The organism is Pseudomonas sp. R15(2017) (genome assembly GCF_002112685.1).
Classification (GTDB): domain Bacteria; phylum Pseudomonadota; class Gammaproteobacteria; order Pseudomonadales; family Pseudomonadaceae; genus Aquipseudomonas; species Aquipseudomonas glycinae.
This window is the reverse complement of record NZ_NEII01000001.1, coordinates 423,631-445,087: the sequence shown is the minus strand read 5'-3', so window position 1 is coordinate 445,087 and position 21,457 is coordinate 423,631. Positions and strand designations below refer to the sequence as shown.

At 59.8% G+C, this 21,457-nt stretch carries 18 protein-coding genes; 6 read left to right on the top strand and 12 right to left on the bottom strand.

The annotated features are described in order from the left end of the window. Position 1: 1 nt before the first annotated feature. Positions 2-754: a DUF2059 domain-containing protein gene (locus CAF77_RS02090; protein ID WP_011336435.1), complete on the top strand. Its 753-nt coding sequence runs from the start codon at positions 2-4 to the stop codon at positions 752-754. A gap of 1 nt (position 755) precedes the next feature. Here the strand turns inward: CAF77_RS02090 and CAF77_RS02085 are convergent, their stop codons facing one another. Further along, positions 756-1,706, bottom strand: a complete 951-nt coding sequence (locus CAF77_RS02085; RefSeq protein ID WP_011336436.1) for an alpha/beta hydrolase — start codon at positions 1,704-1,706, stop codon at positions 756-758. A gap of 97 nt (positions 1,707-1,803) precedes the next feature. On the opposite strand from CAF77_RS02085, the gene CAF77_RS02080 reads away from it, so the two are divergent. After that, positions 1,804-2,379, top strand: coding sequence for a DUF6436 domain-containing protein (locus tag CAF77_RS02080; protein WP_085653975.1), 576 nt, complete (start codon positions 1,804-1,806; stop codon positions 2,377-2,379). A gap of 67 nt (positions 2,380-2,446) precedes the next feature. Here the strand turns inward: CAF77_RS02080 and CAF77_RS02075 are convergent, their stop codons facing one another. From CAF77_RS02075 to CAF77_RS02065, 3 genes are read right to left on the bottom strand one after another with little or no spacing between them, the layout of a single operon-like run. Then, complete coding sequence (locus CAF77_RS02075; RefSeq protein ID WP_236195744.1) at positions 2,447-2,740, bottom strand: bacteriocin immunity protein; 294 nt, start codon at positions 2,738-2,740, stop codon at positions 2,447-2,449. 23 nt (positions 2,741-2,763) lie between these two features. Beyond that, positions 2,764-3,015 carry a bacteriocin immunity protein gene (locus CAF77_RS02070; RefSeq protein WP_064380002.1) on the bottom strand — a complete coding sequence of 84 codons (252 nt, stop codon included), beginning with the start codon at positions 3,013-3,015 and terminating at the stop codon, positions 2,764-2,766. Further along, positions 3,008-5,383 carry an S-type pyocin domain-containing protein gene (locus tag CAF77_RS02065; protein ID WP_085653974.1) on the bottom strand — a complete coding sequence of 792 codons (2,376 nt, stop codon included), beginning with the start codon at positions 5,381-5,383 and terminating at the stop codon, positions 3,008-3,010. The genes CAF77_RS02070 and CAF77_RS02065 overlap by 8 nt, the downstream gene beginning before the upstream one ends. Before the next feature lie 254 nt (positions 5,384-5,637). On the opposite strand from CAF77_RS02065, the gene CAF77_RS02060 reads away from it, so the two are divergent. Beyond that, complete coding sequence (locus CAF77_RS02060; protein ID WP_085653973.1) at positions 5,638-8,049, top strand: penicillin acylase family protein; 2,412 nt, start codon at positions 5,638-5,640, stop codon at positions 8,047-8,049. Between the two features lie 7 nt (positions 8,050-8,056). Here CAF77_RS02060 and CAF77_RS02055 read toward each other — a convergent pair whose 3' ends face one another. Continuing rightward, entirely contained in the window at positions 8,057-9,022 is a 966-nt protein-coding gene (locus CAF77_RS02055; RefSeq protein ID WP_085653972.1) for a GlxA family transcriptional regulator, read from the bottom strand. A gap of 190 nt (positions 9,023-9,212) precedes the next feature. On the opposite strand from CAF77_RS02055, the gene CAF77_RS02050 reads away from it, so the two are divergent. Beyond that, complete coding sequence (locus tag CAF77_RS02050) at positions 9,213-9,854, top strand: HD domain-containing protein (protein WP_085653971.1); 642 nt, start codon at positions 9,213-9,215, stop codon at positions 9,852-9,854. Between the two features lie 146 nt (positions 9,855-10,000). On the opposite strand, the gene CAF77_RS02045 is transcribed toward CAF77_RS02050, so the two are convergent. The 7 genes from CAF77_RS02045 to CAF77_RS02015 all read right to left on the bottom strand — a co-directional run bounded on the left by CAF77_RS02045 (position 10,001) and on the right by CAF77_RS02015 (position 18,370). Beyond that, complete coding sequence (locus CAF77_RS02045; RefSeq protein WP_085653970.1) at positions 10,001-10,891, bottom strand: ABC transporter permease subunit; 891 nt, start codon at positions 10,889-10,891, stop codon at positions 10,001-10,003. Continuing rightward, complete coding sequence (locus CAF77_RS02040; RefSeq protein WP_170844921.1) at positions 10,888-11,769, bottom strand: ABC transporter permease subunit; 882 nt, start codon at positions 11,767-11,769, stop codon at positions 10,888-10,890. The genes CAF77_RS02045 and CAF77_RS02040 overlap by 4 nt, the downstream gene beginning before the upstream one ends. Positions 11,770-11,804: 35 nt before the next feature. Further along, on the bottom strand, positions 11,805-12,947 hold the full coding sequence (locus CAF77_RS02035; protein ID WP_007953506.1) for an ABC transporter ATP-binding protein: 1,143 nt from the start codon (positions 12,945-12,947) through the stop codon (positions 11,805-11,807). A 73-nt stretch (positions 12,948-13,020) separates the two neighbouring features. After that, positions 13,021-14,118: a polyamine ABC transporter substrate-binding protein gene (locus CAF77_RS02030; protein ID WP_064379991.1), complete on the bottom strand. Its 1,098-nt coding sequence runs from the start codon at positions 14,116-14,118 to the stop codon at positions 13,021-13,023. 187 nt (positions 14,119-14,305) lie between these two features. Next, complete coding sequence (locus CAF77_RS02025; protein WP_011336446.1) at positions 14,306-15,418, bottom strand: polyamine ABC transporter substrate-binding protein; 1,113 nt, start codon at positions 15,416-15,418, stop codon at positions 14,306-14,308. Between the two features lie 172 nt (positions 15,419-15,590). Continuing rightward, complete coding sequence (locus tag CAF77_RS02020; protein ID WP_011336447.1) at positions 15,591-16,955, bottom strand: aspartate aminotransferase family protein; 1,365 nt, start codon at positions 16,953-16,955, stop codon at positions 15,591-15,593. Positions 16,956-17,011: 56 nt separating this feature from the next. Beyond that, complete coding sequence (locus tag CAF77_RS02015) at positions 17,012-18,370, bottom strand: glutamine synthetase family protein (protein ID WP_011336448.1); 1,359 nt, start codon at positions 18,368-18,370, stop codon at positions 17,012-17,014. Positions 18,371-19,099: 729 nt separating this feature from the next. Here CAF77_RS02015 and CAF77_RS02010 point away from each other — a divergent pair. Further along, positions 19,100-20,476, top strand: a complete 1,377-nt coding sequence (locus tag CAF77_RS02010; RefSeq protein ID WP_039765386.1) for a glutamine synthetase family protein — start codon at positions 19,100-19,102, stop codon at positions 20,474-20,476. Between the two features lie 201 nt (positions 20,477-20,677). Further along, a complete protein-coding gene (locus tag CAF77_RS02005; protein ID WP_256576100.1) occupies positions 20,678-21,436 on the top strand; it encodes a carbonic anhydrase in 759 nt (252 codons plus the stop codon). Positions 21,437-21,457: the final 21 nt, after the last annotated feature.

The following is a 21,457-nucleotide window of genomic DNA, read 5'->3' as shown; positions in this document are numbered from 1 at the left end:
TATGCGCCGTTTGCTTTTTTCACTGTTGATGTTCTGCGTTTTGCCCGCCTGGGCGGACGGCCACGACCAGCTGTACAAGGTCGCCGGCTGGCCAGAACAACGCGCGCATTTCAACGACGCCCTGAGTGCCGCGCAGCAGCGTTACCAGAACAGCCTGCCGCCGGCGGTGTTTCAGGCGCTGGTGAACAACAGCAACCAGCGCTTCGCCCCCCAGGCCGTGGATCAACGGGCCGAAGCGCAGCTGCGCAAGAACCTCGCCGATCCGCAACCGGCCCTGTCGTTCTTTCAATCACCGCTGGGCAAGAAGATCGTCGCCGCCGAGCTGCTGGCGACCCGCCGCGATCAATTGGCAAAGAACGCCAAGGGCCTGCCGAAGATGCCGGCCAGCGACAGTCGTTTGCTGATCATCGGCCACCTCGCCCAGGCCCTGCCCGCCCGTGAAGCCGGTGCCGAAGTCAGCCTGGCGATTGCCGGCGTGGCGGCGGACAGTCTGAGCTCGATGATCCCCGGCCTGCTAGGCGGCGGTCAGGCCCAGGGCATGTTGAACGGTCAACGCCAGCGCCTGATGGATCAGATCGGCGCCGACCTGAACAACACGCTGCTCTACGTCTATCGCGACCTGTCGGATGAAGAGCTGGAAGAGTTCGCGACCTTTGCCGAATCCACCGAAGGCAAGGCCTACTATCAGGCCGCGCTGGCCGCGATCCGCGCTGGGCTGGCCGTGGGCCAGAGCACCTCGAACCTCAGCCAGTGATCTAGGGGTTGCGGCCCTTGATCCGCTTGCTCAAGAACTCGAAATACTCCTCGCGCATTTCCGCCGTCTCGTTGGCCAGGTGATGCCGCGCCTCGGCCAGCAACAGAATCTGTGGCCGGTCGAACTTCCATTTCAACACTTGCAGGTTGTGCTGCCAGTCCACGGTCATGTCCGCCTGGCCCTGAACGATCAGTGGCCGGCGCGGACTTTTCTTCGCGTATTCCACCCGGTTGATCCAGCGTGACAACGCCCCGACCCACGCGGTCGGCAAGCGTTTTGGCTGCAACGGATCGGCCTGCAGGAACGGCAGGAAATCCGGGTCGTTGGAGTTCTCGCTGAAACGCCGGGCGATGCCCCTGACAAATGGCCTGAGCAGGTAATAACTGAACTGCGACCAGCCCCAGGCACGCGGACGCACCAGCGGCGCCAGCAGAATCAACTGCCCCTGCGCCGGGCTGTTTTCACCATGATTGAGCACGTGATCGACAATGATCGCGCCGCCGGTGCTTTGCCCGCACAAATGCCACGGCTGCGGCAGTGCAATCGAACGCGCCTCGGCGAACAGGCCTTGCAGCGCATCCTGATACTCGGAGAAATCGCGGATGCTCGCCCGCTCGCCACTGGACAGACCATGCCCCGGCAGATCGCATGCGATCACCGCGAAGCCCTGATCCAGCGCCCACTCGATCACATGCCGGTAAAGACCGGTGTGATCATAAAAACCGTGCACCAGAAACAGCGTGGCCTTGGCGGTTTCTGCCGGCCACCAGCAATGACTGACCAGTTGATAGCCATCGATGTCGAACCGGCCCATGCCACGCCAGACATCGCGCTCCGGAAAGTCGGTCTTGTAGAACCGCTGATACGCCTTCGCCTCTTCGGACAACGGCTGCCACTCGGCCAAAGGCTTGAGGCTCGCACGCAGATGATCGGGATCGAAGGCAACAGACATGGGCAATTCCAGAACGGTAAACGGACTTTATCGGCCTGCGATATTCATCTGTCGCGGCAAGCATGGCAAGCTAGCCGGCCTTCGAGGATCGAAAACCATGCGTTCGCCCTACCGCACCGCACTGTTTGCCAGCCTGCTCGCCATCGTGTGTGCCGGCGTGCTGTGGGCCGCGTACAACTGGTTTCAGGGCCGCTACCTGCGCGCCTTCAGCGAACACACCGCGGTATTTTCCGGCGATCCGCTGCGCCTGCCCGCCGACCTCGCCGGCCCCGGCAACATCCGTCTGGTGCATTTCTGGGACCCGGCCTGCCCATGCAACGTCGGCAATCAACAGCACCTGACCGAGATGGTCGAACAGTTCGGCCCCAAGGGCGTGGAATTCTTCGCGGTGCAGAAGGCCGGCAGCCACGGCCAGTTGCCCGCCACCCTCAGCAATCTCAAAACCATCGCGGTGTTGCCCGGCTCCGAACAGATTCCCGCGAGCCCGGCCGTGGCGATCTGGGACCGCAGCGGCAGACTGGCGTACTTTGGCCCGTACAGCGAAGGCCTGACGTGCAACTCCAGCAACAGTTTTATCGAACCGATCCTGCAAGCGTTGAGTGATGATCGTCCGGTCAATGCGACTCATACGTTGGCGGTAGGGTGTTATTGCCCGTGGATTAGTGGGGAGTGAACGGCTTCGCACTGACAATAAAAACTGCATCAACCAAAGACGCCAGAGACATATTGACACTTGAAAACTAAACCGCCTTGAATCCCGGTTTGTTATTAGCAGCGCGCCATTCTTTAACCTCCTTTACAATCCCTTCAGGACTGTCATCCCTATCATCTCTTGGGTAGTAGATAAGATCCGAGCCGTCCGGGTGTTCTGTTAACCGCCTGAATTCCAATACCAGCTTTACATCTTCCTCCTCTGTTCGAGCACTAGCATCACAAATTGAGATTACAAAATCCAAAAACTCTCTTTCCGTATAGTCCGAAATATTTAACAAGCCACCACCATCCTGTAAAAAAGCCCCTGGCAAAACTGCCAGGGGCACAACCACACTTATGAATATCAAACCTCTTTAAAACCAGACTTTCCGTTAGCTGCACGCCACGCCTTGACCTCTGCAACTACAGCTGCCGGTCCACTTTTTCCTGGCTCCGGATAAAAAATCAGATCCGATCCAGATGGATGCTCACTCAAGGCCTTAAACTCGAAAACAGCATCGATGTGTTCCTCTTCACTTTCATAGTCGTTGTCATAAATTCTCGTAACAAACTTCAGAAACTCCGACTCTGACATTTCGTTAATTAACTTAATCATTACCTGACCCTCTATGCATACCAATATGTCTCCGTGGAGTCATTGCGACTATGTTGTCAACCTCATAAACCCCGCCACCTTCAGAAATATATTTCCTGTGATGCAACTCAATTTTCACACGCTTTCCAACTTGCTCACTCTCTTTAACAAAAGGCGATTGGCCGTCTTTCATACTAGCTAGGGCGCTGCGATCAAACTGAGCCGCCAACTCCGGATCCCCAGCCACCGCCTTCCAAAACGCCTCCCGAAACGCCCGAAAATTCCTGAACTCCCGCCCTCGCAACTGATCGGCAATCTGCGCCGGCACCGGCGCGCCTTCGCCCTGCGATGCGCTTCCGAGCCAGTTGCCCGATACCGCCTGCCCCACACCTGATGCGACACCCGGATCCTCCCGCCGATCCCGAAACATCGTGTAGTTCGGTGGCAGCCCGGAGTCCTGCGGGAACACCAGAACATAGTCATCGAATCCGGCTTCGAAAATGCCCGGGAACGAATCGAAGCGTCCCTCGACCGGGACTACCGTCGCCCCAGTATAGGCAGGCACCTCCGGCTGCCCGGCCGGTGAGGTCGTCGAGCTGTTTCCCGGATTGACGATCGGGGTCCACGTCAGGGTGCGTGGTGGAACATCGGAGGTGGTCGCGGTGTAGACGTTGCGTTCGGTGTCGTAGGAGGCCGCCACCACCCTGACGGCCGACGGAATATTCCGCCCATCAGTCTTGACGACAAAAACCTCTGACTGCCCGTTCGCGTCGGTCTTTGAACTGACGCGGAAAGGCATGTCAACCGTACCGCCAGCCGCCGCGATGGCGTGCAGATCGGGTGCGAAATCTGGTGCGAGGTCCGACAGCGGCGTGCTGAACGCGTAACGGTCAGGCAATTCGCCGTTGCCCAGTTTCGACGAGTAGACCAACGCTGAAACACCGACGACAGCGCCAGCCCCGACACTCGCAGCAAGACTGCCCAAGCCCGCGATGGCGCTGCGAACGGCCCCTTGCAGACTGGCCGCAGCAGCCTCGGCAACTGCCACGACTCCAGCTGAAGTCATGAACAACGGCCCTGTCGCCGAAGCGGCACCTGGCGCGCGGAAGGTATGGGCGTTGCGAATGGCTTCTGCCGCTATGCGCGCTTGTTCCTCGGCAAGGCGCCTTGCCTCTGCTTCGGCGGCAATACGTGCCTGTTCCTCGGCAACACGCCTGGCTTCAACCTCCGCGGCTATACGCGCCTGCTCCTGCAAATGCCGGGCCTCTAGCTCCCGGGCAATGCGTATCTGCTCCTGCAGACGCTCCACCTCTTGGGCGCGGGCAATCAGACCGGCAAATGCGTCCGCCGCCGCTGCCATATGCCGGGCACTTTCCGAGTGCAGGAGTGAAGCGTGATAGTCCTGCCAGCGCTTGCCCAGATCGGTAGTGGCCTGCAAGTCGACCAGGTTCTTCAGCGCTTCGAGCTCAGGCTTGCTCAACGGGGCGTTGATCGCCGGATTGGCGATTGCATAGGGCCGGACGGCTGCCTGCTCGACAGCACGAATGTTGTCCGCTGCGATTTTATAATTCGTGAGTGTTTGAGAGAGACTGCCTCCGGTTGAGCCCGCTGCAGCGGCGATTCTTTCAACCAGAAAACCCGGCAGGAAATGCAGGCGAATATTCGTTTCCAGATTCACCACGGATAACCTTTCGGCAGAAAGAATCTGCTGGGCGTCCCTCGTGGTTTGAGTCGCGGCTTCAACCTGGCTTCTTCTTGCGGCCAGTTCCGGAAGTTGATTGGCGATAATGGCCATCACCCAGGAAAGGCGCCGGAGCTCCATTGCCGAGCGATAGGCCCTGTCGATGGCCGCATAGGCGACGGAAACATCCGGAACCGGCAATGCCAGACTGTCTCGTATCTTCTTGAAGGACAAATCCTTCATCAGGAAAAATGGATTATGTCCATACAGCGAGTAAGCGATCTCGGTATGAGCCCGATACTCCAACAACTTTGAATGAATAACCTGAATGGTTATTTCCTGATCAGCCTTGACCTTCTGAGCCGCAGAAAGTCCAGCACTGGCTGCTTGCCTCGCCCTCTCTACTTCATTGTTTGATGCCGCGCCGATATTGCTGAATACTCCAGCATACTCAAGATCAATATATGCCTGAGCATTCTGTTGCTCCTGCATCAAATCATTCCAGATGAATGGAGTTAACGGATCAAGTTTCCCAGACCCTTGGCCCGTCCCTCTATGCGGCCCTTCATTCAACCCCCAACTTCCCGAGAAAAACCCACCCTGTCCCAATCGAACTGGCGTCACCCCCTTGACGGGTATTGGCGCCAGTTCATATCTGCCCGGCCCGGTCTGCTTGTGAGGTCCAAGATAATTTTCAATATCACTCATACGACTTCTCCATGTCAGTTATTCCATGTATCGAATTCGCAAAATTCGTTTTATTCCTCTGCTTTTTTTCGAGGTCTTTTATAGGCCCGCCCCGTTAAACGCAGCAACAACAAACTTGTAGTGCACTTCCCGAAAACCTGAAGGAAACTTCCTATTCAAGAAATACTGTGTTATGAAATCCCGGTTGCGATCTTCAACTAGATCAGCACCATCAATGCCTTCATATAAATAGAACGACAGGGAGCAGATTTTTCATGAAAAAAGGCCTGACCGTACTTGCGTTGCTGATCGTCATTCCCGCCATCGGGGTCGGCGGTTACCTCTACAGCAAGCAACCGACGCGTCAGGGCCAGGTGGAGTTGCGCAACCTGCAAGGCTCGGTGACCGTGCGTTACGACGAGCGCGGCGTGCCGCACATCCGCGCGGAAAACGAGACCGACCTCTACCGCGCCCTCGGTTATGTGCACGCCCAGGATCGCCTGTTTCAGATGGAGGCCATGCGCCGCCTAGCCCGTGGCGAACTGGCCGAAGTGCTCGGGCCTAAACTACTCGACACCGACAAGCTGTTCCGCAGCCTGCGCATCCGCGAGCGCGCTGCCAGTTACGTGGCCGGTCTCGACAAGCAGTCACCGGCGTGGAAGGCCCTGCAAGCCTATCTGGACGGCATCAATCAATATCAGGACTCGCACGCCGCCCCTGTCGAGTTCGACGTGCTGGGCATCCCCAAGCGGCCGTTCACCGCTGAAGACAGCATCAGCGTCGCCGGCTACATGGCCTACAGCTTTGCCGCCGCGTTCCGCACCGAACCGCTGCTGACCTACGTGCGCGATCAACTGGGCGCCGATTACCTCAACGTCTTCGACCTCGACTGGCAGCCCAAGGGCGTGCTCGCCAAGGGCCACGCCAGCAGCGCACCGGCCCTCGCCGCCGAAGACTGGAAAGACCTCAACACCCTCGCCCGCGTCAGCCAACAGGCGCTGATCGACAACGGCCTGCCACAGTTCGAAGGCAGCAACGCCTGGGTGATCGCCGGTAGCCGCAGCAAAAGCGCCAAGCCCTTGCTGGCCGGCGATCCGCACATTCGCTTTTCGGTGCCGTCGGTGTGGTACGAGGCGCAGCTGTCGGCGCCGGGCTTCGAACTCTACGGTCATCATCAGGCGCTGGTGCCGTTTGCGTTTCTCGGCCACAACCTGGATTTCGGCTGGAGCCTGACCATGTTCCAGAACGACGACCTCGATCTGATCGCCGAGAAGGTCAATCCGGACAACCCGGATCAGGTCTGGTATCGCGGCCAGTGGACCGACATGGTCAGCACCGAGCAACAGATTGCGGTGAAAGGCCAGGCGCCGGTGACCATTACCCTGCGCCAGTCGCCCCACGGCCCGATCGTCAACGATGCTCTCGGCAGCGCCGCCGGGAAAACCCCGATTGCGATGTGGTGGGCCTTCCTGGAAACACCGAACCCGATCCTCGAAGGTTTCTACCAGCTCAACCGCGCCGACACCCTGGCCAAGGCCCGCGCCGCTGCCGCCAAGGTGCAGGCGCCGGGGCTGAACATCGTCTACGCCAACGCCAAGGGCGATATCGCGTGGTGGGCCTCGGCCCTGCTGCCCAAGCGTCCGGCCGGGGTGAAGCCTGGCTTCATTCTCGACGGCAGCAGCAATCAGGCCGACAAGGACGGCTACTTCCCGTTCAGCGCCAACCCGCAGGAAGAGAACCCGGCGCGGGGCTATATCGTCTCGGCCAACTTCCAGCCCGTGTCACCCACCGGCATGGAGATTCCCGGCTATTACAACCTCGCCGACCGTGGCCAGCAGCTCAACCGCCAGCTCGCCGACAAGAACGTGAAGTGGGACAACGAGGCCAACCAGAAGCTGCAACTGGGCACTGCCACCGGTTATGGGCCGCGTCTGTTGGCACCGTTGCTGCCGGTGCTGCGTGAAGTGGCGGGCAATCCCGCCGAGCAGAAGCTGATCGAACAACTGGGCCAATGGCAAGGCGACTATCCGCTGGATTCGGTCAGTGCGACGGTGTTCAACCAGTTCCTCTACGACCTCGCCGACGCGGCAATGCGCGATGAGCTGGGCAATGATTTCTTCGAAACCCTGCTGTCGACCCGAGTGATCGATGCCGCCCTGCCCCGGCTCGCGGCGAATGCCGATTCACCGTGGTGGGACAACCGCAGCACGCCGAACAAGGAAACCCGCGTCGACGTCGTACGCGCCGCGTGGCAGGCGAGCATGGCCCACCTGAAGTCGACCCTCGGCGACGACGCTTCCGGCTGGCAATGGGGCAAGGCGCATACGCTGACCCATGGTCATCCGCTGGGTCAGCAGAAGCCGCTGGATCGCATTTTCAACGTCGGCCCGTTCGCCGCACCGGGCTCACATGAAGTGCCGAACAACCTCTCGGCGAAGATCGGCCCTGCACCATGGCCGGTGACCTACGGCCCGTCGACCCGTCGGTTGGTGGACTTCGCAGATCCCGCTCACAGCCTGACCATCAACCCGGTCGGCCAGAGCGGCGTGCCGTTCGACAGTCACTATGACGATCAGGCGGAAGCGTATGTGGACGGGATGTATGTGCAGGCGCATTTCAGTGATGAGGAGGTTACGGCGAATACGCGCAGTACCTTGAAGCTGTTGCCGGCGCGAGCGGCGCAATAAGCGCCACTCAAACCATCGCCGCAAAATTCAGCCGGAATTGCTGCGGCGTCACCCCCAGCCGCCGGTTGAACACGCTGCGCATATGTTGCGCATCGCGAAACCCGCACTGATACGCCACCGTCTTCAGCGGCGCCGTGGTGCTTTCGAGCATCACCCGCGCCGCATCCACCCGCGCCCGTTCGACGAACTCCGCCGGGGTGACTTTCGCCTCCCTCGCAAACACCCGGGAGAAATTCCGCGCACTCATGTTCGCAGCGTTCGCCAGGTCGGCAATGGTCAGGTCGCCGGTGAGATTGGCCAGCACATACAGCTGCACCATCGCCACCGCCGACGTCGGCTCGGCATGGGGCGTGAGGAACGGGCTGAACTGCGACTGCCCGCCCGAGCGCTGGGTGAACACCACCAGCCGCTTGGCCACGCTCAGCGCGACCTCGGCCCCGTGATCACGCGCCAGCAGGTACAGCGACAGATCGATCCCCGCCGTCACCCCCGCCGAGGTGTAGAGCTGGCCGTCCTCGACGTACAACCGATCGGCCTCGACCCGGCTCGACGGGCACAACTGCGCCAGCGCCTCGGCGTCGTTCCAGTGGGTGGTGACCGTGCGCCCGTCCAGCAGTCCTGCACGGGCGAGCATGAACGCACCGTTGCAGATCGAGCCGAATCGCCGCGCCCGTCCACAGGCGTCACGCAGCCAGACATCGAACGCCTCGCCGAAATCCAGGAACGGCAACTGCGGCCCACCCGCCACCAGCAGCAAATCGTAAACCTGCAACGCTTCGCTGAAATGCCGATGCGCACTCAGGGTCAGCCCGTTGGAACACGCCATCGGCCCGCGCTCGACGCCAATCACCTCGAGCCGGTAATGATCCTCCGGCGCCAGGAAGCGGTTCGCCTCGGCGAACACGTCCATCGGCCCGCTGACGTCCAGCGCCTGCACGCCGGGGAACACCACGATGGCGACGGTTCTGTTCATGGCAATGAAGGCTCCCGGGGAATGGCGGATCAGCGCCAACCCTAGCCAATCCTAGCCGCAGAAGCGAGCTGGCACGATTTGCAGGTGCAATGGCAAGAATCGCAGCCATGGATCGATTGTCCGGTCTGGCCCCCGGGAACAGACTTTCCCCATCAGCGCCGTGACGGCGTTTTCGACGAGGAAGCTCAACATGACCACGACCATCGCCGGTATCCGGATCCCCGACAGCGCCCTCGCCCGGGCCACCACCGAATACATCCGCGACATCGAATCCGACCTGCTTTACCACCACTCGCGCCGGGTGTTCCTGTTCGGTGCCTTGAGCGGTGAGCGTCAGCAACTGGCCTACGATCCGGAGCTGCTGTACGTCGGCGCGATGTTTCACGACCTGGGTCTGGTCGAAGGGCACCGCAGCGATGACGAGCGCTTCGAAGTCGATGGTGCCAACGCAGCCGCCGCGTTTCTCAAGCCGTACGGGTTGAGCGATGACGACATCGAGCAGGTCTGGCTGTCGATCGCCCTGCACACTACGCCGGGTGTGCCGAAGCATCTGCGCCCGACCGTGGCGCTGGTGACGGCGGGTGTCGAGATGGACGTGCTGGGCATGGACTACGCGGCGTTCACTACGGTGCAGCGTGAGGCGGTGGTGCATGCGCATCCACGGGGCGAGGGCTTCAAGGAATGCATCATCTGCGCGTTCGCCGACGGCTTGCGTCATCGTCCACAGACGACGTTCGGCAATGTGAAGACCGATGTGCTGAAGGATCAGGTGCCGGGGTTCAAGCCGATGAATTTCGTTGAAGTCATCCGCAGTTCTCCGTGGACTTCCTGATCACCACAAAACACTGTGGGAGCGGGCTTGCCCGCGATGGCGGTCTGACATTCAACATTGCAGTTGACTGTGATGACGTCATCGCGGGCAAGCCCGCTCCCACAGGAAGTGAGGTTGATCACAGAGTTGTGATCAACCTCACTGGCTTAAGCCGCTTCCGGCGTCGGCGCCCGGCGCACGTCCGGTTGCTTCCACGAATCGGCTGCGCCTTCTTCGATGGCCTGCTGAATCGCTTTCTTGCGGGCTTCTTCGGCACGGCGGCTGAAGAACCAGACCAGGAAGGTCACCAGCGATACCGCCAGCAGAATCAGGCTGGCCACGGCGTTGATCTCCGGCTTCACGCCCAGGCGCACCGCCGAGAACACTTCCATCGGCAGGGTCGTCGAACCCGGGCCGGAGACGAAGCTCGCCAATACCAGGTCATCCAGCGACAGGGCGAACGACATCATGCCGCCCGCCGCCAGCGACGGCGCGATCATCGGGATGGTGATCAGGAAGAACACCTTCCACGGCCGCGCACCGAGGTCCATCGCTGCTTCTTCGATCGACAGGTCCAGCTCGCGCAGGCGCGCCGACACCACCACCGCCACATACGCCGCACAGAACGTGGTGTGCGCGATCCAGATGGTGACGATGCCGCGTTCCTGTGGCCAGCCGATCATCTGCGCCATCGCCACGAACAGCAGCAGCAGCGACAGACCGGTAATCACCTCAGGCATGACCAGCGGCGCGGTCACCAGACCGCCGAACAGCGTGCGGCCCTTGAAGCGGGTGATGCGGGTCAGCACGAAAGCTGCCAGCGTCCCCAGCGCCACCGCGGCAACCGCGGTGTAGCAGGCGATTTCCAGCGAGCGCACCACCGAACCCATCAGTTGCGAGTTGTCGAGCAGGCCGACGTACCACTTCACCGACCAGCCGCCCCACACCGTTACCAGTTTCGAGGCGTTGAACGAGTAGATCACCAGGATCAGCATCGGCAGGTAGATGAACAACAGGCCGAGCACCAGCATCAGGCTGGAGAAACGGAAGCGCTTCATTCTTTACCCTCCATTTCCTTGGCCTGACTGCGGTTGAACAGGATGATCGGCACGATCAGGATCGCCAGCATCACCACCGCCAGGGCGGACGCCACCGGCCAGTCACGGTTGTTGAAGAACTCTTGCCAGAGCACTTTACCGATCATCAGGGTTTCCGGACCGCCGAGCAGTTCCGGGATCACGAACTCGCCCACCACCGGGATGAACACCAGCATGCAGCCGGCGATGATGCCGTTCTTGGACAGCGGCACGGTGATTTTCCAGAAGCTGTTGAAGGTGCTCGAACCCAGGTCGGACGCGGCCTCCAGCAGGCTGGTGTCGTGCTTCACCAGGTTGGCGTACAGCGGCAGGATCATGAACGGCAGGTACGAGTAGACGACGCCGATGTATACCGCGAGGTTGGTGTTGAGGATCTGCAGCGGCTCGTCGATCAAACCCATGCTCATCAGGAAACCGTTGAGCAGGCCGTTATTGCTGAGGATGCCCATCCACGCATAGACGCGGATCAGGATCGCGGTCCAGGTCGGCATCATGATCAGCAGCACCAGCACCGTTTGCAGCTCTTTGCGGGCGCTGGCGATGGCGTAGGCCATCGGATAACCGATCAACAGGCACAGCAGCGTGCTGAAAAACGCCATCTTCAGCGAGCCCAGGTAGGCGGCGATGTACAGTTCGTCGTCGCCGAGCATCGCGTAGTTGCCCAGGTTCAGCAGCAATTGCAGCTTCTGCTCGGCGTAGGTGTAGATCTCGGTGTACGGCGGGATGGCCACGTCCGCTTCGGCGAAGCTGATCTTCAGGACGATGAAGAACGGCAACATGAAGAACAGGAACAGCCAGATGAACGGAACCCCGATGACCAGCTGACGGCCACCGGGAATTATTCGATTGAGCCGGCGTTTGAATTTGCGCATGTTCATGAGCGAAGTACCACGCCGCTGTCATCTTCCCACCACACGTAGACCTGATCGCCCCAGGTCGGACGTGCGCCACGACGTTCGGCGTTGGCCACGAACGACTGCACCAGCTTGCCGCTTGGCAATTCGACGTAGAACACCGAGTGACCGCCGAGGTAGGCGATGTCATGCACCTTGCCGCTCGACCAGTTGTATTCGCAGGTCGGCTGATCGGCGGTGACCAGCAGTTTTTCCGGACGGATCGCGTAGGTCACGGACTTGTCCTGCACCGAGGTGCTGATGCCGTGGCCGACGTAGATCTGCCGGTCGAGGTCCTTGCAGGTGATGGTCGCGTGGCCTTCGGCGTCGTCGATCACTTCGCCTTCGAAGATGTTCACGTTACCGATGAATTCGCAGACCAGACGGCTGGTCGGGGTTTCGTAGATATCGATCGGGCTGCCGATCTGGGCGATCCAGCCCAGGTGCATGATCGCGATGCGCTCGGCCATGGTCATGGCCTCTTCCTGGTCGTGGGTCACCATCACGCAGGTCACGCCCACGCGCTCGATGATCTCAACCAGTTCCAGCTGCATCTGCGAACGCAGTTTCTTGTCCAGTGCGCCCATCGGCTCGTCGAGCAGCAGCAGTTTCGGCCGCTTGGCCAGCGAACGCGCCAACGCCACACGCTGACGCTGGCCGCCGGACAACTGGTGCGGCTTGCGCTTGGCGTACTGGCTCATCTGCACCAGCTTGAGCATCTCGGCCACGCGGGCGTCGATCTCGGCCTTGGGAATCTTGTCCTGTTGCAGGCCGAAGGCGATGTTCTGCGCCACGGTCATGTGCGGGAACAAGGCGTAGGACTGGAACATCATGTTGATCGGTCGCTCGTACGGCGGCATGTCGGTGATGTCGACGCCGTCGAGAAAAATGCGCCCCTCCGTGGGCCGTTCGAACCCTGCCAGCATCCGCAGCAGAGTGGATTTGCCCGATCCCGAACCGCCGAGCAGGGCGAAGATCTCGCCCTTCTTGATTTCCAGGGACACATCGTCCACGGCAACCGTCTCGTCGAACTTCTTCGTGACCCGGTCGATTTTGACCAGCACCTGTTTCGGTGTCTGGTCGCCCTCGAGGGCTTTCTTATAGGCGCCGGAGGCAACTGCCATTTACAAAACTCCCAGAAAAAAAGAGTGCAGTTCGCCCACGCAAGACGAACCCAGGATAGTTTGTACGTTGAAGCTATTTACCCGACTTGACCTTGGTCCAGCTGCGGGTCATCAAACGCTGAATGTTCGGTGGCAGCTCGGTCGACACGTAGGTCTTGTCGAGCACAGCCTGCGGTGGATACACCGATTCGTCGGTGCGGATGGACTGCTCCATCAGCTTGCCCGAACCCGGATTGGGGTTGGCATAACCGACGTAATCACTGACCTGGGCGATCACCTCAGGTTTCAGCAAATAGTTGATGAAGGCGTGGGCCTCTTTAACGTTGGCCGAATCCTTCGGAATCGCCAGCATGTCGAACCACAGCGCGCCACCCTCTTTCGGAATCGAATAGGCGATGTTCACACCTTTCTTGGCTTCTTCGGCGCGATGTTTGGCCTGGAAGATGTCGCCGGAAAAACCGATGGCCACACAGATGTCGCCGTTGGCCAGATCGCCGATGTATTTCGAGGAGTGGAAGTAGGTCACGTACGGACGTACCGCCAACAGTTTGGCCGTGGCCTTCTCGTAATCCTTGGTATTGGTGCTGTTGGCATTCAGGCCCATGTAGTTGAGCACGGTCGGCATCATTTCATCGGCCGAATCGAGGAACGCCACGCCACAGCTGTGCAGTTTCTTGATGTTCTCCGGCTCGAACAGCACGCTCCAGGAGTCGATCTTGTCGACGCCGAGCACGGCTTTCACTTTGTCGACGTTGTAGCCGATGCCATTGGTGCCCCACAGGTACGGCACGGCGTACAGGTTGCCCGGATCATTCTGCTCCAGGCGCTTGAGCAGCACTGGATCGAGATTGGAGTAGTTCGGCAGCTGCGCCTTGTCGAGCTTCTGGAACGCGCCCGCCTTGATCTGCTTGCCGAGGAAGTGGTTCGACGGCACGACCACGTCGTAGCCGGTACGTCCGGCGAGCAACTTGCCTTCCAGGGTTTCGTTTGAATCAAACACGTCGTAGACCGGCTTGATCCCGGTGTCTTTCTGGAAATCGGCCAGAGTGGTCTCGCCGATGTAATCCGACCAGTTATAAATATGCACCGTACCGGCGGCCTGGGCACCGACAGCGAACGTCAGGCCGGCAGCGGCCAGCAGTGCATTGCGCAAGGAAGAAAAAATAGGCAAGTGGAGGTCCTCTGATTTAGTTGGGCCCAAGTTGCCCCGTGCTGCGTGACAGTCACGGTTGCCCGGCAACAAAACCGGCGCGCAACTTACCTTCGAAAAACCGTTCCAGCAAAACTTTCTGTCATTTAATTGCACCGCTGGCCGCCTTCGCTTGGGCGACGGCCAGCGGTGACTGGTTCAAACCGGCTTATTTACCGGATTTGATCTTGGTCCAGCTGCGAGTGATCAGGCGCAGGGTGGCCGCGTCCAGATCGCTGATCGCGTAGAGCTGCTTCTTCACTTCAGCCGAAGGGTAGATGCTCGGATCGCTGGTGATTTCCTTGTCCACCAGGGCGGTGGCCGCCTTGTTGCCGTTCGGGAAACGCACGGCGTTGGTGATTTCGGCCATCACTTTCGGCTCGAGCAGGTAGTTCATGAACTTGTAGGCGGCTTCGACGTTTTCGGCATCCTTGGGAATGGCGACCATGTCGTAGAAAGTACCGGCACCTTCTTTCGGAATGGTGTAGGCCAGTTTGACCTTGTCACCGGCTTCCTTGGCGCGGGTCTTGGATTGTTCCAGGTCACCCGAGTAGCCAACCGCTACGCAGATGTTGCCGTTGGCCAGGTCCGAGATGTACTTCGAGGAGTGGAAGTAAGCCACCGAAGGACGAATCTTGAGGAACAGGTCTTCGGCGGCTTTCAGGTCAGCCTTGTCCTTGCTGTTGGTCGGTTTGCCCAGATAGTGCAGAGCCGCCGGAATCATTTCGGTCGGCGCGTCGAGGAAGCTCACGCCACAGCTTTTCAGCTTCTCGATGTTCTCAGGCTTGAACACGATGTCCCAGGAATCGATCTTGTCGATGCCCAGTGCAGCCTTGACCTTGGCCGGGTTGTAGCCGATGCCGATCGAACCCCACATGTACGGGAACGCGTGTTTGTTGCCCGGGTCGCTGGCGTCACCAACGGCCTTGAGCAGGTCTTCGTCGAGGTTCTTCCAGTTCGTCAGCTTGGACTTGTCCAGTTCCTGATAAACACCGGCCTTGATCTGCTTGGCCAGGAAGTTGTTGGAAGGCACCACGATGTCGTAACCGGATTTGCCGGCCAGCAGCTTGGCTTCCAGGGTTTCGTTGCTGTCGAAAACGTCATAGACGACCTTGATGCCCGTCTCTTTTTCGAAATTGGCAACCGTGTCCGGCGCGATGTAGTCGGACCAGTTGTAAACGTGCAACACCTTGTCGTCCGCCTGAACCGCACCCGCCATCACGCCCATCAGGGACATGGCGAGCAGAGTCTTGCCAGCGAGCTTTTTGCCTAATGCCTTCATGCGTTAATGCTCCAAATTTTTCTTTTTTGAACCACTTTGTTCAGCGGCCGAACCCGGACAACTGGAACCGCGGCTAGTCTGGCAAGATCCGAGGCGGTCTTTCAAGAAAAGACCAGCCTTTCTGACAGCTCAGAGCGACAGCGCAACAGCTCCATCGCTCTGAGCCTAGCACTTAGCCCTGCAACGCACTGAGGGTCAGGTCCAGACACTTGCGTGCCTTTGTAACCAGTTCATCGATCTCCGCCTTACTGATCACCAGCGGCGGCGCGATGATCATGGTGTCGCCCACGGCACGCATGATCAGCCCGTTGTCGAAGCAGAACTGGCGGCAGATCATGCCCACACCCTTGCCTTCGTAACGCTTGCGAGTGGCCTTGTCCTGCACCAGCTCGATGGCCCCCAGCAGGCCGACTCCGCGCACTTCACCCACCAACGGGTGATCGTTCAGTTCGCGCAGACGTTTCTGCAAATACGGTGCCGTTTCTTCATGGGCACGTTCGATGATTTTCTCTTCGCGCAGAATCCGGATGTTTTCCAGACCCACCGCCGCCGCCACCGGGTGACCGGAGTAGGTGAAGCCGTGGTTGAAATCGCCGCCCTCGTTGAGTACCGCCACCACTTCGTCGCGCACGATCAGGCCACCCATCGGGATGTAGCCGGACGTCAGGCCTTTGGCGATGGTCATCATGTGCGGCTTGAGATCGTAGAAATCGCTGCCGAACCATTGGCCAGTACGGCCGAAACCGCAGATCACTTCATCGGCCACGAACAGAATGTCGTACTTGGCGAGGATTTCCTTGATGCGCGGCCAGTAGGTGTCCGGCGGAATGATCACGCCGCCAGCGCCCTGGATTGGCTCGGCAATAAAGGCACCGACGTTGTCCACGCCGACTTCCAGAATCTTTTCTTCCAGCTGATTGGCCGCCCAGATCCCGAACTCTTCCGGGGTCATGTCGCCGCCTTCGGCAAACCAGTACGGCTGAGCGATGTGGACGATGCCCGGAATCGGCAAATCGCCCTGCTCGTGCATGTAAGTCATGCCGCCCAGGCTTGCGCCGGCCACGGTGGAGCCGTGGTAGCCGTTCTTGCGGCTGATGATGACTTTCTTGTTCGGCTGGCCCTTGATCGCCCAGTAGTGGCGAACCATACGCAGCATGGTGTCGTTGCCTTCGGAACCGGAGCCGGTGAAGAACACGTGGTTCATGCCTTCTGGCGCCACGTCGGCGATGGCCTTGGCCAACTCCAGTGCTGGCGGGTGGGCGGTCTGGAAGAACAGGTTGTAGTAAGGCAGTTCGCGCATCTGCTTGGCGGCCGCATCGGCCAGCTCATCGCGCCCGTAACCGATCGCCACACACCACAGACCCGCCATGCCATCGAGGATCTTGTTGCCCTCGCTGTCCCACAGGTACACGCCCTTGGCGTTGGTGATGATCCGTGGACCTTTTTCTTTCAGCTGCTTGAAGTCGCTGAACGGAGCCAGGTGGTGATCGCTGCTGAGGGCTTGCCACTCACGGGTTTGCGGGTTGTTGCTGGTCATGCCAATTCTCCTTGTTATCGGTGAAGGCGCGGCGGCTGCCCACCGCGCCCGGCGTATCAGACGGCGAAGAGCAGGTACTCACGCTCCCAGGAACTGATCACGCGCTTGAAGTTTTCATGCTCGGCCCGCTTGACCGCGACGTAGCCGGTGATGAAGGTCTTGCCCAGGTACTTCTCGATGGTCGCGCTGTTTTCCATGCGCTCCAGCGCGTCTTCGATGGTCAGCGGCAGGCGCAGGTTGCGGCGCTCGTAACCACGGCCCACGACCGGCGCGCTCGGGTTGATGCCTTCGACCATGCCGATGTAGCCGCAGAGCAGGCTCGCGGCAATCGCCAGGTACGGGTTGGCGTCGGCGCCCGGCAGGCGGTTTTCCACGCGGCGGTTCTGCGGGCCGGCATCCGGGACGCGCAGGCCCACGGTGCGGTTTTCTTCGCCCCACTCCACGTTCACCGGTGCCGAGGTGTCCGGCAAGAAGCGGCGGAACGAGTTGACGTTCGGTGCGAACAGCGGCAGCAATTCCGGGATCAGTTTCTGCAGGCCACCGATGTGGTGCAGGAACAGCTGGCTCATGGTCCCGTCGTCGTTGGAGAACACGTTTTTGCCGGTCTCGATGTCGATGATGCTCTGGTGCAGGTGCATCGCACTGCCCGGCTCACCGGTCATCGGCTTGGCCATGAAGGTCGCCGCCACGTTGTGCTTGAGCGCGGCCTCGCGCATGGTGCGCTTGAACACCAGAATCTGGTCGGCCAGCGACAGGGCATCGCCGTGACGGAAGTTGATTTCCATCTGCGCCGTGCCGTCCTCGTGGATCAGCGTGTCGAGGTCCAGCTCCTGCAATTCGCACCAGTCGTAGACGTCTTCGAACAGCGGATCGAATTCGTTCGCCGCTTCGATGGAGAACGACTGGCGACCGATTTCCGGGCGCCCGGAACGACCGACCGGCGGCTGCAACGGATAGTCCGGGTCGTCGCTGCGCTTGGTCAGGTAGAACTCCATTTCCGGCGCCACGATTGGCTGCCAGCCCTTGTCGGCATAGAGTTTCAGGACTTTCTTGAGGACGTTGCGCGGCGACAGTTCGATCGGGTTGCCTTGCTTGTCGTAGGTGTCGTGGATCACCTGGGCGGTCGGCTCGATGGCCCAGGGCACCAGGTACACGGCGTTCTGGTCGGGACGGCAGATCATGTCGATGTCGGCCGGGTCGAGCAGTTCGTAATAGATGTCGTCTTCGACGTAGTCGCCGGTCACGGTCTGCAACAGAACGCTCTCTGGCAGGCGCATGCCTTTTTCGGCGATGAATTTGTTGGTCGGCGAGATCTTGCCCCGGGTGATGCCGGTCAAGTCGCCGATCATGCATTCGACTTCTGTGATCTTGTGGTCTTTCAACCAATCGGTGAGCTGGTCGAGGTTGTTACTCATATATGCCTCTGGGCTGAGTCTCCTGACAGATGTCAGGCAATGTTTGACGCACCTGGCGTCGCGTTAAAGGGCCTTGCTTGCGCGCAGTGCCGGCTTACGCCCGGCACCGCGCATAGACAATGAAGGAGGAGCTTACCTGCCCTTTACGCTGGCGTTGCATTTCCTGTGCACATCCAGGGTGTGCAGAATCACGGGCACGGCGACGGGCGCGATGCAGACCGGGAGCGGGAAAGAGATCTATATTGAAAGGAGTACCGCTGAAGAGGGTGCCTTCGCACACGTCCAGAATATCGGACGCTGCCGCTCGATCTGCCATGGATCGGGATATCGCAGAAACGTTGCAGGCCTTGCTGGCCACGCTGCGGACGGACGTGTCGCCACTGATGTGAGAAGCATGCAGACCGGACTGCAAAGAGCAGTCGGTGACGCCGATTAACGGCAGGCGAGACATGAAGCACCCCGGTATTATTGCTGTTATGGGTTTGATCGGAGCTTAGCCTTGTTCATTTTTTTACACAACACCCCCGTAAAAAATACAACACGGCCTGCTCAAGCCTGCGGGTGGCACGTCCTCCACGGATAAAAAAACGCCCCAAAGTGCCCCATAAATGCCCTCGCGGCGCTTTTTCAGGGCACAAAAGGCCTCGCTTGACTTCGGCAGGCCGTTCGGGTTGACTGAAACCAGAAAAGATCAATGATTGATATTTTTAACAACAAAGGTGTTGCATCATGTCGGTACCCCCGCGTGCCGTTCAGCTTAACGAAGCGAACGCGTTCCTTAAGGAACATCCTGAGGTTCTGTACGTTGACCTTCTGATTGCGGATATGAATGGTGTGGTGCGCGGCAAGCGCATCGAACGCACCAGCCTCCACAAGGTTTACGAGAAAGGCATCAACCTGCCGGCCTCTCTATTTGCTCTGGATATCAATGGTTCGACGGTGGAAAGCACCGGCCTGGGCCTGGACATCGGCGACGCCGACCGTATCTGCTATCCAATCCCCGATACCCTGTGCAACGAGCCATGGCAGAAGCGCCCGACCGCGCAACTGTTGATGACCATGCACGAACTCGAAGGTGACCCTTTCTTCGCCGACCCGCGCGAAGTGCTCCGTCAAGTTGTCGCAAAGTTTGACGAGCTCGGCCTGACCATCTGCGCCGCGTTCGAACTCGAGTTCTACCTGATCGACCAGGAAAACGTGAACGGCCGCCCTCAGCCGCCGCGCTCGCCGATCTCCGGCAAACGCCCGCATTCGACCCAGGTTTACCTGATCGACGACCTCGACGAATACGTCGACTGCCTCCAGGACATTCTGGAAGGCGCCAAAGAGCAAGGCATTCCGGCCGACGCCATCGTCAAGGAAAGTGCCCCGGCGCAGTTCGAAGTGAACCTGCACCACGTCGCCGACCCGATCAAGGCATGCGACTACGCGGTCCTGCTCAAGCGTCTGATCAAGAACATCGCCTACGACCATGAAATGGACACCACCTTCATGGCCAAGCCGTATCCGGGCCAGGCAGGCAACGGGCTGCACGTCCACATTTCGGTGCTCGACAAAGAAGGCAAAAACATTTTTGCCAGCGAGGATCCCGAGCAGAACGCCGCGCTGCGTCACGCGATCGGCGGTGTGCTCGAGACCCTGCCCGCGCAGATGGCTTTCCTCTGCCCGAACGTCAACTCCTACCGTCGTTTCGGCGCACAGTTCTACGTGCCGAACTCGCCGAGCTGGGGCCTGGACAACCGCACCGTGGCCCTGCGCGTACCGACCGGCTCCGCCGACGCGGTCCGTCTGGAACACCGTGTTGCCGGCGCCGACGCCAACCCGTACCTGCTGATGGCTTCGGTGCTGGCGGGCGTGCATCACGGCCTGACCAACAAGATCGAGCCGCCGCCTCCGACCGAAGGCAACAGCTACGAGCAGAACGAGCAGAGCCTGCCGAACAACTTGCGTGATGCCCTGCGCGAGCTGGACGACAGTGAGGTGATGGCCAAGTACATCGATCCGAAATACATCGATATCTTCGTTGCCTGTAAGGAAAGCGAGCTGGAAGAGTTTGAACATTCCATCTCCGACCTTGAGTACAACTGGTACCTGCACACCGTTTAAACGGTTGCAGTAACAAAAAACGCCGCAGGCTATTGAGCCTGCGGTTTTTTTTGCCTGGCATTTTCCGTTGAATATTGGCGCAACAAACAAGGACCAGTCCTACGGACTGCTCCGATACGACCTACATATTGGCCCTGACCGCACTCTCACACTCGGAAACGCCGCAACTTGGCCGGCTAACTTTCCTGAGTACTGAGAACAATGACCCTGAAAAAACAACTGTTGGGCGCGACGCTCACTTTGATCATCGCCGGCGTGTACACCACGACCTGGGCGAGCCCGGGACATCTCCCCGCCTGGAGTTACACGGCGCCCAGCGGTCCTGAAAACTGGGGCGATTTGCATGGGGAGTACGCGCTTTGTTCGTCCGGCAAAGTGCAGTCGCCTATTGATATCAACGACGCGACCGTAACAGCGCTTGCACCACTGGTCTTCTCCTATCAGCCAAGCGCCGCGACAGTCCTGAACAATGGCCACACAATCCAGCTTTCACCGACGGATTCAGGCAGTCTGACGCTGGCCTCCGACAACTACAGCTTTGTGCAAATGCACTTCCACACGCCAAGTGAAGAATCCATTCAGGGCCGCACCTATCCAATGGACGCGCATCTGGTTCACCGCAACGCAGCAGGTGAACTCGCGGTGGTTGCGCTGTTGTTTGAAGAGGGCACACACAATCCGGCACTGGAAGTGATCCTGGCGGCCATGCCCACGGTCACAGGTGATGTCGTGAACCTGGAATCAATCGACATTGCAGCATTTCTGCCCGCATCGCATCACTACTACGCCTACATGGGATCTCTGACGACACCTCCATGTGCAGAAGGCGTGCGCTGGCAGGTGCTTTCCAGCGTGGTGCAGCTCTCGTCGGCACAACTCCGGGCTTTCCAGGCCTTGTACCCGATGAATGCACGTCCGGTTCAGCCACTCAATGGCCGGAGTGTGCACGTCGGTAGCTAAACCGCAGTGGCGGGCAGTCCG

Excerpts from the sequence above, each read along its gene's own strand:
- CAF77_RS02045 (WP_085653970.1), bottom strand. The coding sequence starts at position 10,891 with ATGAAGCGCTTCCGTTTCTCCAGCCTGATGCTGGTGCTCGGCCTGTTG.
- CAF77_RS02020 (WP_011336447.1), bottom strand. The coding sequence starts at position 16,955 with ATGACCAGCAACAACCCGCAAACCCGTGAGTGGCAAGCCCTCAGCAGC.
- CAF77_RS02015 (WP_011336448.1), bottom strand. The coding sequence starts at position 18,370 with ATGAGTAACAACCTCGACCAGCTCACCGATTGGTTGAAAGACCACAAG.
- CAF77_RS02035 (WP_007953506.1), bottom strand. The coding sequence starts at position 12,947 with ATGGCAGTTGCCTCCGGCGCCTATAAGAAAGCCCTCGAGGGCGACCAG.
- CAF77_RS02055 (WP_085653972.1), bottom strand. The coding sequence starts at position 9,022 with ATGAACAGAACCGTCGCCATCGTGGTGTTCCCCGGCGTGCAGGCGCTG.
- CAF77_RS02025 (WP_011336446.1), bottom strand. The coding sequence starts at position 15,418 with ATGAAGGCATTAGGCAAAAAGCTCGCTGGCAAGACTCTGCTCGCCATG.
- CAF77_RS02010 (WP_039765386.1), top strand. The coding sequence starts at position 19,100 with ATGTCGGTACCCCCGCGTGCCGTTCAGCTTAACGAAGCGAACGCGTTC.
- CAF77_RS02085 (WP_011336436.1), bottom strand. The coding sequence starts at position 1,706 with ATGTCTGTTGCCTTCGATCCCGATCATCTGCGTGCGAGCCTCAAGCCT.
- CAF77_RS02065 (WP_085653974.1), bottom strand. The coding sequence starts at position 5,383 with ATGAGTGATATTGAAAATTATCTTGGACCTCACAAGCAGACCGGGCCG.
- CAF77_RS02005 (WP_256576100.1), top strand. The coding sequence starts at position 20,678 with ATGACCCTGAAAAAACAACTGTTGGGCGCGACGCTCACTTTGATCATC.
- CAF77_RS02080 (WP_085653975.1), top strand. The coding sequence starts at position 1,804 with ATGCGTTCGCCCTACCGCACCGCACTGTTTGCCAGCCTGCTCGCCATC.
- CAF77_RS02090 (WP_011336435.1), top strand. The coding sequence starts at position 2 with ATGCGCCGTTTGCTTTTTTCACTGTTGATGTTCTGCGTTTTGCCCGCC.
- CAF77_RS02070 (WP_064380002.1), bottom strand. The coding sequence starts at position 3,015 with ATGATTAAGTTAATTAACGAAATGTCAGAGTCGGAGTTTCTGAAGTTT.
- CAF77_RS02050 (WP_085653971.1), top strand. The coding sequence starts at position 9,213 with ATGACCACGACCATCGCCGGTATCCGGATCCCCGACAGCGCCCTCGCC.
- CAF77_RS02060 (WP_085653973.1), top strand. The coding sequence starts at position 5,638 with ATGAAAAAAGGCCTGACCGTACTTGCGTTGCTGATCGTCATTCCCGCC.